Source organism: Noviherbaspirillum sedimenti (assembly GCF_003590835.1).
GTDB lineage: Bacteria > Pseudomonadota > Gammaproteobacteria > Burkholderiales > Burkholderiaceae_D > Paucimonas > Paucimonas sedimenti.
Genome location: NZ_QYUQ01000002.1, coordinates 2,067,682 through 2,081,008 on the forward strand (window position 1 = coordinate 2,067,682; position 13,327 = coordinate 2,081,008).

The window sequence follows — 13,327 nt, forward strand, 5'->3', positions numbered from 1 at the left end:
TTATGCGCGGTCGGCCACGCGCTCGCCCATGATGCCGGACGGCCGCAGGGTGAGCACGATGATCAGGACGATGAAGGCGAAGATATCCTGGTACTGGCTGCCGAGGAAGTCGCCGGTCAGTTCGCCGATGTAGCCGGCGCCCAGGCTTTCGATCAGGCCCAGCAGGATGCCGCCGGCCATGGCGCCATAGATGTTGCCGATACCGCCCAGCACTGCTGCGGAAAACGCCTTGATGCCGGGCGTGAAGCCCATGGCGAACTGCGCCGACGAATAATTCGCGCCCCACATGACGCCGGCCACCGCCGCCAGCGCGGCGCCGACGGCGAAGGTGAACATGATCACGCGGTTGGCGTCCACGCCCATCAGGCCGGCCACGCGCGGATTCTCCGCAGTAGCGCGCATGGCGCGGCCCATTTTGGTTTTCTCGACAAGGAAGACCAGTGCAGCCATCGCCGCCGCTGCCAACAGCAGCAGCATGACCTGGGTGGAGGAAATCAGCGCGCCGAAAATTTCATAGGGCTGCGAGGGCATCACCTGAGGAAAGGGCAAGGGGTTGCGGCCCCAGATCATCATGGCGAAGGTTTGCAGCAGGATCGATACGCCAATGGCGGTGATCAGCGGCGCCAGGCGCGGGGCGTTGCGCAGGCGCCGGTAAGCCACCCGCTCGATCAGCACATTGACCAGCACGCAGACGGGAATCGCGCCGGCAATCGCAATCAGGAGTTGCACTGGTCCCGGCAAGCCGGGCGCGACTTCCTGCACCACATTGAGGATGGTCAGGCCGGTCATGGCGCCGATCATCAGCACTTCGCCATGGGCGAAATTGATGAGATTGAGGACGCCGTACACCATGGTGTAACCCAGGGCGATCAGCGCATACATGCTGCCCAATACCAGACCGTTGACGATCTGCTGGATGAAAATATCCATTGTAATAATTATTGTATGAAGCCGTTGAGTAAGTCGTTGTACGATTTTTTGCTGCTGTCTCCTGCCCAGCAAAAATCGTTCCTGATATTCAAATAATCAAACGGCACCCGGGAGCTTCATCGCGGGTGCCGTCATTTTTCCTTGCTCAGTTCTGGGCTGCCTGCTGCCCGCCGAGGCCCTTGGGCATCGGGAAAGTCACATGTTCCTCGACACCCTCCAGCGTTCGCACGCTTTGCGCGCCGCACGCCTTCAAGCGTGCAATCACTTCGTTCACCAGGATTTCCGGGGCGGAGGCGCCGGCAGTGACGCCAATGCGTTTTTTCCCCGCCAGCCAGGCGGGGTCGATCTCGCCGGCATTGTCCACCATATAGGCTTCGGTGCCCTTCTTGCGCGCGACTTCGCGCAGGCGGTTGGAATTGGAACTGTTCGGGCTGCCGACCACGATCACCAGGTCCACCTGCGGCGCCATGAACTTGACCGCCTCCTGGCGGTTGGTGGTGGCGTAGCAGATATCGCCCTTCTTCGGCTCGGCGATACTCGGGAAGCGCCGCTTGAGGGCGGCGATGACGTCGGCGGTGTCGTCCACCGACAGCGTGGTTTGCGAGACATACGCCAGCAGGTCGGGATTGCGCACGGCCAGCTTGTCGACATCGGCGACGGTCTCGACCAGGTGCATGCCCTCTTCCGTCTGGCCCATGGTGCCTTCGACTTCCGGATGGCCGGCGTGGCCGATCATGATGATTTCGCGGTCCTCGCGGCGCATCTTGGCGACTTCCATGTGCACCTTGGTCACCAGCGGGCAGGTGGCGTCGAACACTTTCAGGCCGCGCGCAGCCGCCTCGACTTCGACCGCCTTGGAGACGCCGTGCGCGGAAAAGATCACGGTATTGCCGGCGGGGACATCCGCCAGCTCCTCGATGAAGACCGCGCCTTTGTTGCGCAAGTCCTCCACCACATAGGCGTTATGCACGATTTCGTGGCGTACGTAGATCGGCGCACCGAATTGGAGCAGGGCGCGCTCGACGATCTCGATGGCACGGTCCACTCCCGCACAAAACCCGCGCGGCTGCGCCAGTAATACTTCCTTGTCCATGCTGAATCCTTATCACTGGCTGAACATTGCCACAGGTTTGAATATTACAGCTTGCTGCTTACAGAATGCCGATGATCTTGACTTCGAACTTGACCTGCTGACCGGCCAGGGGATGGTTGAAGTCGAACAGGGCGTCATTGTCGTTAATTTCCCGCAAGATGCCGGCAAAACGGCCGCCGCCGGGCGCGGCGAAGTCCACCAGATCGCCAACCGCGTAGGCTTCGCCGGGCGCGGAGTTTTCATCGAGGGTGGCGCGCGAGACGCGCTGGATCAGGTCCGGATTGCGCGGACCGAATGCCTGCTCCGGCGGCAGCTCGAAGGTTTGATGTGTACCTTCGGGCAAACCGAGCAGGCAGGCTTCCAGCGGCGGCGCCAGCTGGCCGTGGCCGAGTTGCAGGGTTGCCGGGGTGTCCTGGAAAGTGCTGACGATGTCCTCGCCCGCCATCGAAGTCAGACGGTAATGCAGAGTAAGGTAGGATGATTCAGTGACGAGCGGGTGTGACGAATTTGACATGAAATATTCCGAAAATCAGGATAGCCGCCTATTTTAAGCCACGTTGGCCCCCTAGCGCTGTTTATGCCAGTCTTGCGCGCCCGCAAAACCATTTCTTGGCAAGAATCTATCCTCTTCACTCATGGCAATTACCGACTGGCCCGAAGAACAACGTCCGCGCGAACGCCTGATCCGGCATGGCCCACAGGCGCTGTCCGATGCCGAGCTGCTGGCGGTATTTCTGCGCGTGGGCGTGGCCGGCAAGAGCGCGGTGGACCTGGGACGTGACATGGTCGGGCATTTCGGTTCGCTGAACCGGATGTTTGCTTCAAAACTGCATGAGTTTTCCGAAATGAACGGCCTGGGCCCGGCCAAGTATGCGCAGTTACAGGCAGTGCTGGAACTGGCGCGACGGGCGATGGCTGAACAACTGCAGGCCGGCGCGGTACTCAGCTCGCCCCAGGCAGTGCGGCACTACCTGCAATTGCTGCTGACGGCCAAGCCGTATGAAATCTTCGTGGTGCTGTTCCTGGATGTGAAAAACCGCCTGATCGCCAGCGAGGATTTGTTTCGCGGCACCCTCACCCACACCAGCGTCTATCCACGCGAAGTGGTCAAGGCCGCGCTGGCACGTAATGCCGCCAGCGTGATCTTCGCGCATAACCACCCTTCCGGCACGCCCGAGCCGAGCGCCGCCGACCACAGCCTGACGCAAGCCCTGAAGCAGGCGCTGGCGCTGGTGGATGTGCGCGTGCTCGACCATTTCATCGTCGCCGGCCACCATGTGCATTCCTTTGCCGAACACGGGCAGCTGTGACGCCTGCTGTGAGTGATGGAGACACGATGGCGATGGATAGACGATGCTTTGCATTGTCACATCGCATCACTTTAAATTGTTAAATACAATAAACATGAAAAGACACAGTTGTTTTTCGCAAGTCATTGAAAAATCGGTATTTTTCCGCTAAACTCTCGTTTTTTCCAATTCTGGAATATTTAAAGGAGTCAGTCATGGCACGTGTTTGCCAAGTCACCGGGAAGGGGCCGATGGTCGGCAACAATGTTTCCCATGCAAACAATAAAACGAAGCGTCGCTTTTTGCCGAACCTGCAAAATCGCCGCATTTTCGTTGAGTCGGAAAATCGCTGGGTTTCCCTGCGCCTGTCCAACGCCGGTTTGCGCGTCATCGACAAGATCGGCATCGATGCCGTCCTGGTCGACATGCGCGCCCGTGGCGAAAAAGTCTAAACCCAATCATTGGGGGGCTGAGTCAAGCATGACGCTACTCCGCTCTCAACTGGATAAGTAAAGGAATCATCATGGCGAAATCTGGCCGCGACAAAATCAAACTGGAGTCGACCGCAGGTACTGGTCACTTCTACACCACCACCAAGAACAAGCGCACCATGCCGGAAAAAATGGCGATCATGAAGTTCGATCCCAAGGCACGCAAGCATGTCGAATACAAGGAAACCAAGATCAAGTAAGCGATCTTCGGCTTCAGTAAAAAAACCCCGCAGCGAGTTAATCCTGCGGGGTTTTTTTAACCCGACCTCAGCGCACAAAATTCCTGACACGTCCCTAGCGATGAACCTCGGCCTCCACTTGCGGTAGATCACGCGCGAGGATGTCGTCATAGTCATTAGCATCTCCAAATCCAATATGCCTTCCGAGGTTGCCCATGTCTTGCTCTGAGAAACCTGCATCCGTCCAAAGCTTACGAAGCAATTGATAGTCGGTTTTCAAATAACCATTGACTAATTTCGCGCCAGCTTTGTCGTCGCCCGCGAGCAAGCCCTGCGCGTCGATTGCTTTCTGGCGCATCGCCCGAAACACGGCATTCACTTCCAAGTACCACTCAAGCATTGAGTCTCTCCATATCCAATTTTTATCCACGCCAGCAGAGGTATATTCTCTGCATGGAAGGTCGCTGACCATAAAGGTAGTCTTCAATACCAAGTCATGCCATGACACAAGCCACCCAGCATAAACCCCTTGTATGCGTTCAAAGTTCTCTGGGCTAGTTCGGCACGTTTGGGGGAGCCACCTTCACTCTCTTGGGTTGCCTTCTAGTTGCTTTCACAGCAGTATCTGAAAGCTTCGCATTTTTACTGACAGCGCTTGGCAAGTAACGTCGGCCCGGCACTTTGACAATCACGACGTGTCTCGGCTCGGTTTCACCTGACCGCCGTATGGAGCGGCATTGCACCAAAGATCGTATGTGCGGCGTACCTTCGAGCTTCGGAGCAGTTAGATCAAGGACAAGCAGGAACCCCAATCGAATACTGACGTTTTGGTAATCGGTAGTCTGTCCCGCGTAGTGACTTGCCAATGAATCAAACGATGCATCGCCCGTCTCGCGCTTGACCTCGATCACCATGCGCTCTCCCGTGGCCTTCAGCGCCACGTCGGCACGTCCGCCCCCAAGATTCGTGGGCTCCATTTCACCCGATGCAGATTGGGTACTTATCCACCGAAAATAGTCGTCTTGGAGGGCACTCTCTGGCGCCAATGTCCCGTCAGATGTCTCGAACAGATAAGCGACCGATGGATCATCCTTTTTCGTGATTTCCAGACGATTTTTGAGAAATCTGGTCGTCCACAGTAAAACTGTGCTGAACAGCTTGGCACCGCGGACGCTGTCTCCGTAGTCTGGGTGGTACTCCACCGAGGCCAAGCAATGGTCAAAGATATCGATCTCTGCCGTGCTGAGTCCTTCGAGACTGAATGCGTATGCGTTCGAGACAACTTCGATGGCGCGCCGTTCGGTTTCTTTGCTGCAGCGGGCTTGCGACAGTACGGCAGCAACCGGCGCCCAAACGGTGGCTGCCTCAGTGGGGTTTCGCTGGACCTCTGCATCAGTGGTCATCAAACGGTCAATGCCGCTCAGGATCGCATCGGCTTCGGGAACCTGCTCGTGCTCCCGATTTTTTTGAGCCAGCATTTCAGAAGATACGCTTGCCCCTCGCGCTGCGCGATCGAAGACTCGATCCTGGGACGCAGCAAAGTCTCCAGGTATCCATCACGACTGCGTTTCAGGACCGTTCGCCCCGCGCTGTAAGCCGCCAGCACCTGACATTCGATCACAACCCGGGGCTCCCACCAGCTGGCCTGTTGCAGACTGTCAGCAAGAGACGCGAGCACTGCGGCAAGATCGTTCCAGCATGCAGCTTGAACATGCCGCGCGCCCAACCATGCGGGCGAATTTGCATCGGCGTGCCAGGCAAGCAATTCGAAGGCCGATTTGTGAATCGCCGCGCTGCGCGCTCTCAACTCAACGTCAGTCTTGTGCGCGTCGAAGTCCGTCAACAATGTGAGACATTCCCCATACAGCGCGGCCTCTGGCGTCGCTTCTTTCATTGATTCAGCTTTCTTGAACCACTGCAGCGAGTCCAGAAAGAAGGAGTTCGCCACCGCTCTCTTCGGCTCGTCGAGAGCCGATGCCAGGCCGGCCATCCCCAACTCAAAGCTGGCTTCATAGGCCGCGTCCTCACATTCGGAGAAGATGCGCAGCCTATCCACCAACTCCGCTTCGCGCCAATGAGAGTGGGCGATCCCCATGATCTTGGCGGCATGGCGAAGGAAATGCGACTCGTCGGAGACCTGAATGCCCAACAAGGCATCCAGTAGGCGAAGCTGCATCCGGCGATCAGATGCAGCCATGCGGAAAGCTCCTTCAAGCGCTACGGCGCGAGCATAGCCCGTGAGAGCGCCGGAAACATCAACTGCCTTCTGCAAGAAAGCCATGAACACGTCGCTGGCGGTGCCGTCCGGCAATTGACAAGCATCCAGCGCGTCGACCATCTCGATCAACACAACATCGCTTGTGGCCGCCCGTACCAGACGATCGATCAGATCTTTCCATGGATGCACATCCTTGACCGATGCGTCGCTCGCGCCTCGGAGAACTGCCGACAATATCTCGCCGGCCAAAGGCGATGCTCCCAGCGATGGGGTAGCCTGAGCAATAGCGTCGAATCCGCCCAGATCATCGACGCTTGGCACTTTGCCTTGGCTCAACAACACATGTAGCGCGACTTCCACCGGATGTAGTTGAATCCCCGGGGCGGTTGCTACCACAGGTAGCCTCCATTAATGGCTTCTCTGCGATGGCTGTCAGGGATGTGATCGTTCATTGCTTTAGAGGTCACACCAGCAACGAAAATCTGCAGATGAGGAAGTTCATCACGAATATCCTTCAATCCCGAGAGCAGTTCACGAAGATCCTCTGGCGCGATTTCCTGGGCAGCGGGCGAGTCGATCATCATCAGACCGGGGTGTCTTCCGATACCTCTTCGTTCACCGACCTGAATCATGGCGAGAACTGTGGCGACCTTCAGTCGCAGGCGTTCGCCTTTCGTCACTTTGCTGAACGATGTCTCGGCCCCGCCCTTCGTCAGGATCAGGCTCGCATTCCCGCGCAGTTGAGCCTTCGACAAGCTGTGCATGCCAAAGCGCTGGGCGAAGTGAAGAAGGCTGATGGAAACCTCTGCCAGAAACTCGTCGCGGACAGCTTTTGATCGTGTTTCCGTCTCGCTGACAATGGCTTTGAGCACAACGGCTTCGTCATCCGAGACATCATCGCTACCAGGATCAAAGCCAGCTTCTTCGAGGCGACCTTCAAGCACTGCGATCTCGTTGGCAAGAAATTTTCGAGCGTCGAACGACCCAAGCTGCAGCGTCAACGCTTCGCTCTTCGTTTGAATGCCCTCCAGATCCGCTTGCAAGGCCTGGAGACTTTTATCGGCCAGACCACGGTTCTTCTCGGCCTTGTCGAACGCCGCTTTTGACGCCTTGACACTCGCCTCAAGCTCTTTCCTCAGAACATCCGCGTCCTCGCTGCTCGAAATGTTCTCTCCACATACCGAGCATGAATGGCTGGCAGCTTCCTTTTTCTTTCGTGCCTGGTCAATCTCATGATCACAACGCGGGCAGCAACTCGGGTCGAGCAAACGGAAGATTGAGCCAGCCGCTGTCGAATCCTGGTGTGCCTGTAGCTCCCGGCGGTCCTGTAAGTGGGCGGCGCTTGCCTGCTGTTCTGCGAGCGTCTCTCGATCAAGCCGATCTTGCATCGCCTTCTCCCGACGCTTGGTTTCCGAGTACCTGCCGCTAAGCACCGACAGTTCAGCCTGGATTGCCTCATCCGAGGGTTGCGCACTCAGTGCTTCTCGCTTCTCTGCAAGCGACGCTTCGATCTCCTTGACGCGGATTTGCTTGGCACGCGCGCCTTGATTGCGGCGGCGGACATCCAATTCATTTCCAGACTCGACGAGTTTCAGTGCCGCCGCTGCCGTGGCCAGTGTCGAGACCCACGGAACACCCAGGTACATCTGCATCAGACGCGCCTGAGTTCCTGTCGTAGCGGGCAGATCGCCGAGCACTACGTCGTAGTTGGTGCCGATGAACATCGCACCCGACAACGCCGGCCAACCATGAACGACCGCATGGCCGGTCTTTTCTTCGGAATCGCTTTCGCGCCATGTCGCAAGACCCTCCATCGAGAACGCACGCTGAAAGAAGTCCGACATGACCATCTCGAACTGCTTATCGCTATTGAAGGACGCGAGCACCGTAGGGTTCGCCGTCGTCGATGAACGCCGGCTCAGCGTTCCAGAGGCTCCATTCTGACAATCGAGCCGCACCTCATGTTCGAGCCCATCGAGATCGAATCGCAAGCAGGCGTCGTGTATCCAAGTCTTGACGTCATCCTGAAGATTCGGAGACGGCCTGCCGCGCATCAGCCAGCGTACGACTTCGATGATCGATGACTTCCCGCGCAGGTTTCGGTCCGTCATCATTCCCCAGAGTCCTTCACTGAGGCCCTGCCATTCGAAGGTGTAGCGTCCATCGTCCTCTACACCTTGCTTCGTCCCTCCGAAGGCAATACTCAGAAGCTTTATCCTGCGCGGAGCGGGCAGCACTGGGGTTGGCACGATATGCCGCGCGGTCAACACTGACTCCACGCGACTCGTATCGACCTTCGCTCGGCTTGCGATGGCGTCCAGCCATTCCATGCTTTCTTTTGCCATGTCTCCTCCTTCAGGCGGTTTGTTTGAGTTGATTCAGTCTTCGTTGCACGTCCGTGCCGATAGGAGGAATGATCCCGCCGAGCTGGGTTTGAGCATACGTTGCCTGCTCGTACTGCTTATCCTTCAGAGCACCACCACCACGTGTGCCGGCAATGTCCGCGACCAAGGCTGCCCGTTGTGCATACCATTTAAGAATTGGTTCCTGTACGACAGCATTCGAACAAACATCTACCCCGCGAACCGTCAGGATGAAATTGGTTTCGTGGACCTTCACCTTCCCTTTGATACCAGTGATGCGGACTAGGTCGCGTGATCGAAGCAAGGAAAGCGCATCGTCGAGGCGCTCATAGGCACCAAACAGATAGCGGATCATCGGAATGCGCCGCAAGTCAGGCTCATCGCTTTCGAAGATCGCTTCCGCAGCTTGACGGTGGGTGGCATTGCCTGTCGCTTCGTAGCCGTCCAACAATTCGCTAGCCAGATAATCCGGGTTGCGCATCCAGAAGTCGAAGGCATGCAATCGCGCCTCGCCTTTGAAAATCTTGGCGACCGTCGGGTCGTTCGGATCTGCCCATGGCATGCTGCCGGCGTTCAAAATGAAAAGTATCCGGATTGCGTCCCGGTGCGGCGTTCGAGCATTCACACGTTCCCCTTTTTTCTGAGCATCAGTTGAATCATCGCGAACAGGCGATGGAACAGATAATCGACGTGATCCACATCAATGACGGCGACTTGGTTGATTTCCGAGTGCCGTATGAGATGGCTATTGCCAATCGTCGTCAGTTCCATCGCTTCCGCCTCCAGTCGTGATCGCAAAGACGGTTCTGCAGCCACGGCATCAAGGATGATCTTGATCGACCGCTTCTTATCGCCAGGGTCCGCCAGTGACTTGAGCCGTTCCCATGCGTCCCACAAGCGTTCCAGCGCTTCGCGGCGCACAAGCGGATTGCGATCGGAAAACTTGGTCCGACATTCCTCCAGCATGTTGTCCAGCGTGCGATCACCGCTACAAAACGCTGTTCGCCTGAGATCGTCGCCAAGCACGGGAGGTAGAACACGCACGATGCGGCCGGTCGACAGCATCTCGAACGCCACGCCATTGCGCGCAAAAATGCGGTTGACGGTCTTGCGGAATTCTTCCTGCCCAGCCGCCTGGTCGAACATCAAATGATGATGGTTGAAATAGTCGTGATGCTTGCCCGGGATCGGTTGCGCCACGGCGGCATACACGAACTCCACGAAATCCAGCACCAGCATGGTGTCAGGCGCAAACGGCTGACGCTGCGAGAAAAATCCTTCCTCTTCCACACGAGTCGTTTCCAACGGCCAAGACAAGCCAGGCATCTCCGCAACCACGGACGCGGCAAGCGCACCCGTGTCGCTGCCACAGACCGCTTGTCCGTCCGGGCATCGCTCGGGAAACCGCTGGCCAAAAGCCCCGCTGTTGACCAGCGCTTGCACCGTCCCCACCAGTCCCGCCCACACGACGGGTGAGATCACCTGATCGGTACGGGCGCGAGCGCCATTCTCTCTATCACTGAAGTAGTCGCTCATGGGTGTTGCGTCTCTTTCGTGGTAAGCGCTGCCATTCCAGCGCCATTGACGATCTGCTCGAATCGTTTCGTACTGTCCAGTACTGCATCGAGTGGAGGGACGTCGCCGAAGACCATGCCGGCCATCGCTTCATAGTCTCTTTCGAGCGCATCTCTCATCGCTGGGCTCGGTGTCAGCTTGAACGTTCCGGGTACTGCAATATCGAGCCCCAAATCTGCGCTGCCAAAGAACAACCTCGCATGGCGAGCGCAGTCGATCGCCAGCGCGTGATCACTCTGCCATACGGCCGCCAACGGAGCCTGCATCAGTTGATGCACGTCATAGTAGTGGCGCGAGACGCGTTGCCCTCCGTGCCTTAGCTCGCTGCGACGATCGTGCCACTGGCGTAGGCCGTGCAAGATCATGACCTTGTCCCAGAAGGTGCGTTCGGGCTTCACAGTGATCACGTTCGTCACGGTCAAGTCCAGGTCGGGCAGATCCTGTGTGACATACGGCGTGATGGAGGCAGCGACATGCGGATCGAGTGCCGATTTGGCACCGGCCTCAATCTTGACGGCTGAGCGGATGTAGTCGTCGGTGGTAGCAGTGACCGCCGGATACCAGAACAGGAGGCTCTGACCATCCTTGTCGTCGGGGTCGGGCTCCAGTCGAAAACGGTCCTCGGGAATGACGGATGCCGCAAGGTGAGTGAACTGCGCTGTCAACGGTCCTGCGACATAGGCTTGACATGCATCGCGGATGGCTTCAAGGCGTGCACGGCGCTTCTTCCCGCTCAGCGCATCCAGGTCGGCAACCTCGGCACCCTGTCCCAAATCATCACGGAACACCGTGATGTCAATGTCTTCGGAAAAGCGGGAGATGAGGCCGAAGGCCTTGGCGAGCGAGGTGCCGCCCTTGAACAGCAGGCGGGGTCCACCGACCGCCAGACCGTTGAACAAGGCATCCAGTGTCCAGCAGACCCAGAAATCCTTTTCGACGTTCTGAACCCCTGTACCGAGGCGAGCCGCAGCGCCGAGAAATAAGTCTCGCCGCTCGACATCGCTGGCGGTGATGACGGTATGGAATGCGGGATTCAACTGGCCTCCACGTGTTTGGCCGAGCGGCGGCGCACAGACGGTGGCTTTTCAACACCGGGAGATTGACGTGTCGCTGTTGATGCAGCCTGCGGGTCACATCCGGGGAGTTCACGGACCAAGCTTTGCATCCACGCCGGCAATACGTTGAAGCCATCGAGCAGATCCTGGCGGATCGCGGCGCCGTGTACAGGGTCGGCCAGCACCTTGGTCAGTTTGCTCAGGATAGGATAACGCTCCGAAGTCAATGTGTCTTTCAACCAGTGCAGCGCCTGCACGATGCGCATGGCCGGACGCCCCGCCCAGTAAAGACGGCTAGGCGCCGTCTGCTTGAACTCGATGGTGAGCTTGTCTAGCTGAACCGCGCGACGGCGGGTGTCGGTATGGATGGTGACGCGAGCCGGCACCGCATCGGTCAGGCCGAGGTCATTGGCGGCGGTCATGCCGTCTACCAGTAGGCGCAGTTGATCACGGCGGGCAATGGCTTCCGCCACAGCGCGGTAGTCCGGGGTTGTGGGGCGCTTGGTCAGGCTGTTGAACTTGGGCCTGTCATATAGGCCCCTGTCGATGCGACGCAACTCTCCCGCCCGCACCATGCGCTGCAGGGTCTTGTCGATGGCATCACGACTGCCCAACTGTGCAAAGTCGGTTGGCACCCAAACTTGTCCAGGTTCAGCCGCTTCGATCAGGGCAAAGATGTGGGATTTGAGTTCGGACATTATCTCTCCTGTCCGATATTTATATATCTTTTTCGGACATTGAGCAAGAGCTTGTCCGAAAAATGTAGTTTTATTTCGGACGACATATGTATGCACCGCAAATAACAACGGCCCGCAATGCGGGCCGTTGTTCATAAGGCAGATGCCGGATCAGGCATAGCTGCGCAAGCGCAGTGAAAACTCTTGCAAAGCCTTGATGCCGGAAGCTTCGGCACGGACACACCAGTCCTGCAACTGGTGCAGCAATTGCTCGCGGCTGGCGTGGGAGCGGTCCCAGATGGCGGCCAGTTCCACGCGCATGTCATGCATGGTCTGCAGCGGCTTGCTGTGCGCCAGCACGGCGGACAATTGCTGCTGCTGCGGCTCGGCCAGCTTGGCAGGTTCGCTTTGCAGCAGCTTGCGCGACGATTTCAGCACACGGGATTCGATCTGCGACTTGGCTTTCAGGTGTTCCAGCTCATCATGCCAGGTCTGTTTCAGCGATTTTGCGTATTTCCCCATGACGTCGTAGCGATTGGCGATCACCGATTGCAGGGTATCGAAATCGGCCACGAGCTTTTTGCGGTCGAACTTGGGCGCCGGCGCGATTTTCTTGACCTTGGCCAGGCCGACGCTTTTCAGGATGCAGATATACATCCAGCCGATATCGAACTCGTACCATTTCGACGAAAATTTCGCCGAAGTACCAAAGGTGTGATGGTTGTTGTGCAGTTCTTCGCCACCGATGATGATGCCCCATGGGAACACATTGGTCGAAGCATCGGTGCAATCGTAGTTGCGGTAACCCCAGTAGTGGCCAATGCCATTGATGATGCCGGCGGCGTTGATCGGGATCCACATCATTTGCACAGCCCAGACGGAAAGGCCGATGATGCCGAACAGCGATACGTTGATGATCAACATCATCGCAATGCCCAGGGTGCTGTACTTGGTGTACAGATTGCGCTCGAGCCAATCATCCGGCGTGCCATGACCATACTTTTCCGTGGTTTCGGCATTCTTGGCTTCGATGCGATAGAGTTCCGCGCCTTCAAAGAAAACCTTCTTGATGCCGCGGGTAACCGGGCTATGCGGATCTTCCTCGGTTTCGCACTTGGCGTGATGCTTGCGGTGCACCGCAGCCCACTCCTTGGTCTGCATGCCGGTGGTCATCCACAGCCAGAAACGGAAGAAATGGCTGGGAATGGCATGCAACTCCAGGCCGCGATGGGCCTGGCAGCGGTGCAGGTAAATCGTCACGCCCAGGATAGTGAGATGCGTCACCACCAGGGTGTAAATCAGCACGTCCCAACCACTGGCGCCGGTCAGACCATTCGCCAGAAAATTCAATATTGTGTCCAAAGTATGACTGCTCCAGAAAAATTCATCTCTTTGGCCCTGCAGTCCCCCGCACGGCCACGCTTATCTTGCTGTTTTTATTGGTCTTTTCAGGATTG

The 13,327-nt window shown here is 57.6% G+C and carries 15 protein-coding genes; 3 read left to right on the forward strand and 12 right to left on the reverse strand.

The window, feature by feature from the left end; all coding sequences use genetic code 11:
* The 3 genes from D3878_RS09635 to D3878_RS09645 all read right to left on the reverse strand — a co-directional run bounded on the left by D3878_RS09635 (window position 1) and on the right by D3878_RS09645 (window position 2,537).
* Complete coding sequence (locus tag D3878_RS09635) at window positions 1-930, reverse strand: branched-chain amino acid ABC transporter permease (protein WP_119785272.1); 930 nt, start codon at window positions 928-930, stop codon at window positions 1-3.
* A 145-nt stretch (window positions 931-1,075) separates the two neighbouring features.
* Window positions 1,076-2,023 carry a 4-hydroxy-3-methylbut-2-enyl diphosphate reductase gene (gene ispH / locus D3878_RS09640; protein WP_119785273.1) on the reverse strand — a complete coding sequence of 316 codons (948 nt, stop codon included), beginning with the start codon at window positions 2,021-2,023 and terminating at the stop codon, window positions 1,076-1,078.
* A gap of 58 nt (window positions 2,024-2,081) precedes the next feature.
* Window positions 2,082-2,537, reverse strand: coding sequence for an FKBP-type peptidyl-prolyl cis-trans isomerase (locus D3878_RS09645; protein ID WP_119785274.1), 456 nt, complete (start codon window positions 2,535-2,537; stop codon window positions 2,082-2,084).
* Window positions 2,538-2,658: 121 nt separating this feature from the next.
* Between D3878_RS09645 and radC the strand changes: the two genes are divergently transcribed.
* The 3 genes from radC (at window position 2,659) to rpmG (ending at window position 4,003) form a co-directional block, all read left to right on the forward strand.
* Window positions 2,659-3,333 (forward strand): RadC family protein, encoded by a 675-nt coding sequence (gene radC / locus D3878_RS09650; RefSeq protein ID WP_119785275.1) that lies wholly within the window; start codon window positions 2,659-2,661, stop codon window positions 3,331-3,333.
* 194 nt (window positions 3,334-3,527) lie between these two features.
* On the forward strand, window positions 3,528-3,764 hold the full coding sequence (gene rpmB / locus D3878_RS09655; RefSeq protein WP_011871857.1) for a 50S ribosomal protein L28: 237 nt from the start codon (window positions 3,528-3,530) through the stop codon (window positions 3,762-3,764).
* Window positions 3,765-3,835: 71 nt separating this feature from the next.
* Window positions 3,836-4,003: a 50S ribosomal protein L33 gene (gene rpmG, locus D3878_RS09660; protein ID WP_119785276.1), complete on the forward strand. Its 168-nt coding sequence runs from the start codon at window positions 3,836-3,838 to the stop codon at window positions 4,001-4,003.
* A gap of 94 nt (window positions 4,004-4,097) precedes the next feature.
* Here rpmG and D3878_RS09665 read toward each other — a convergent pair whose 3' ends face one another.
* The 9 genes from D3878_RS09665 to D3878_RS09700 all read right to left on the reverse strand — a co-directional run bounded on the left by D3878_RS09665 (window position 4,098) and on the right by D3878_RS09700 (window position 13,223).
* Window positions 4,098-4,382, reverse strand: coding sequence for a hypothetical protein (locus D3878_RS09665; RefSeq protein WP_199688124.1), 285 nt, complete (start codon window positions 4,380-4,382; stop codon window positions 4,098-4,100).
* Between the two features lie 154 nt (window positions 4,383-4,536).
* The gene (locus tag D3878_RS24060; protein ID WP_199688125.1) at window positions 4,537-5,460 is read right to left on the reverse strand and encodes a hypothetical protein; all 924 of its coding nucleotides are present in this window, start codon (window positions 5,458-5,460) and stop codon (window positions 4,537-4,539) included.
* On the reverse strand, window positions 5,403-6,596 hold the full coding sequence (locus D3878_RS24065; protein WP_199688126.1) for a hypothetical protein: 1,194 nt from the start codon (window positions 6,594-6,596) through the stop codon (window positions 5,403-5,405). The genes D3878_RS24060 and D3878_RS24065 overlap by 58 nt, the downstream gene beginning before the upstream one ends.
* Entirely contained in the window at window positions 6,590-8,545 is a 1,956-nt protein-coding gene (locus D3878_RS09675; protein WP_119785277.1) for a large ATP-binding protein, read from the reverse strand. The genes D3878_RS24065 and D3878_RS09675 overlap by 7 nt, the downstream gene beginning before the upstream one ends.
* Window positions 8,546-8,555: 10 nt before the next feature.
* Window positions 8,556-9,140, reverse strand: coding sequence for a hypothetical protein (locus D3878_RS09680; protein ID WP_233556294.1), 585 nt, complete (start codon window positions 9,138-9,140; stop codon window positions 8,556-8,558).
* A 44-nt stretch (window positions 9,141-9,184) separates the two neighbouring features.
* Window positions 9,185-10,099, reverse strand: coding sequence for an AbiJ-NTD4 domain-containing protein (locus D3878_RS09685; RefSeq protein WP_119785279.1), 915 nt, complete (start codon window positions 10,097-10,099; stop codon window positions 9,185-9,187).
* Window positions 10,096-11,175 (reverse strand): nucleotidyl transferase AbiEii/AbiGii toxin family protein, encoded by a 1,080-nt coding sequence (locus D3878_RS09690; protein ID WP_119785280.1) that lies wholly within the window; start codon window positions 11,173-11,175, stop codon window positions 10,096-10,098. Before D3878_RS09690 ends, D3878_RS09685 begins: the two co-directional genes overlap by 4 nt.
* Window positions 11,172-11,891, reverse strand: a complete 720-nt coding sequence (locus D3878_RS09695) for a DUF6088 family protein (RefSeq protein WP_119785281.1) — start codon at window positions 11,889-11,891, stop codon at window positions 11,172-11,174. The genes D3878_RS09690 and D3878_RS09695 overlap by 4 nt, the downstream gene beginning before the upstream one ends.
* Window positions 11,892-12,041: 150 nt before the next feature.
* Complete coding sequence (locus D3878_RS09700; protein ID WP_233556470.1) at window positions 12,042-13,223, reverse strand: DesA family fatty acid desaturase; 1,182 nt, start codon at window positions 13,221-13,223, stop codon at window positions 12,042-12,044.
* Window positions 13,224-13,327 lie beyond the last annotated feature (104 nt).

Excerpts from the sequence above, each read along its gene's own strand:
- radC (WP_119785275.1), top strand. The coding sequence starts at position 2,659 with ATGGCAATTACCGACTGGCCCGAAGAACAACGTCCGCGCGAACGCCTG.
- D3878_RS09635 (WP_119785272.1), bottom strand. The coding sequence starts at position 930 with ATGGATATTTTCATCCAGCAGATCGTCAACGGTCTGGTATTGGGCAGC.
- D3878_RS09665 (WP_199688124.1), bottom strand. The coding sequence starts at position 4,382 with ATGCTTGAGTGGTACTTGGAAGTGAATGCCGTGTTTCGGGCGATGCGC.
- D3878_RS24060 (WP_199688125.1), bottom strand. The coding sequence starts at position 5,460 with ATGCTGGCTCAAAAAAATCGGGAGCACGAGCAGGTTCCCGAAGCCGAT.
- D3878_RS09645 (WP_119785274.1), bottom strand. The coding sequence starts at position 2,537 with ATGTCAAATTCGTCACACCCGCTCGTCACTGAATCATCCTACCTTACT.
- D3878_RS09685 (WP_119785279.1), bottom strand. The coding sequence starts at position 10,099 with ATGAGCGACTACTTCAGTGATAGAGAGAATGGCGCTCGCGCCCGTACC.
- rpmB (WP_011871857.1), top strand. The coding sequence starts at position 3,528 with ATGGCACGTGTTTGCCAAGTCACCGGGAAGGGGCCGATGGTCGGCAAC.
- ispH (WP_119785273.1), bottom strand. The coding sequence starts at position 2,023 with ATGGACAAGGAAGTATTACTGGCGCAGCCGCGCGGGTTTTGTGCGGGA.
- D3878_RS09695 (WP_119785281.1), bottom strand. The coding sequence starts at position 11,891 with ATGTCCGAACTCAAATCCCACATCTTTGCCCTGATCGAAGCGGCTGAA.
- D3878_RS09675 (WP_119785277.1), bottom strand. The coding sequence starts at position 8,545 with ATGGCAAAAGAAAGCATGGAATGGCTGGACGCCATCGCAAGCCGAGCG.
- rpmG (WP_119785276.1), top strand. The coding sequence starts at position 3,836 with ATGGCGAAATCTGGCCGCGACAAAATCAAACTGGAGTCGACCGCAGGT.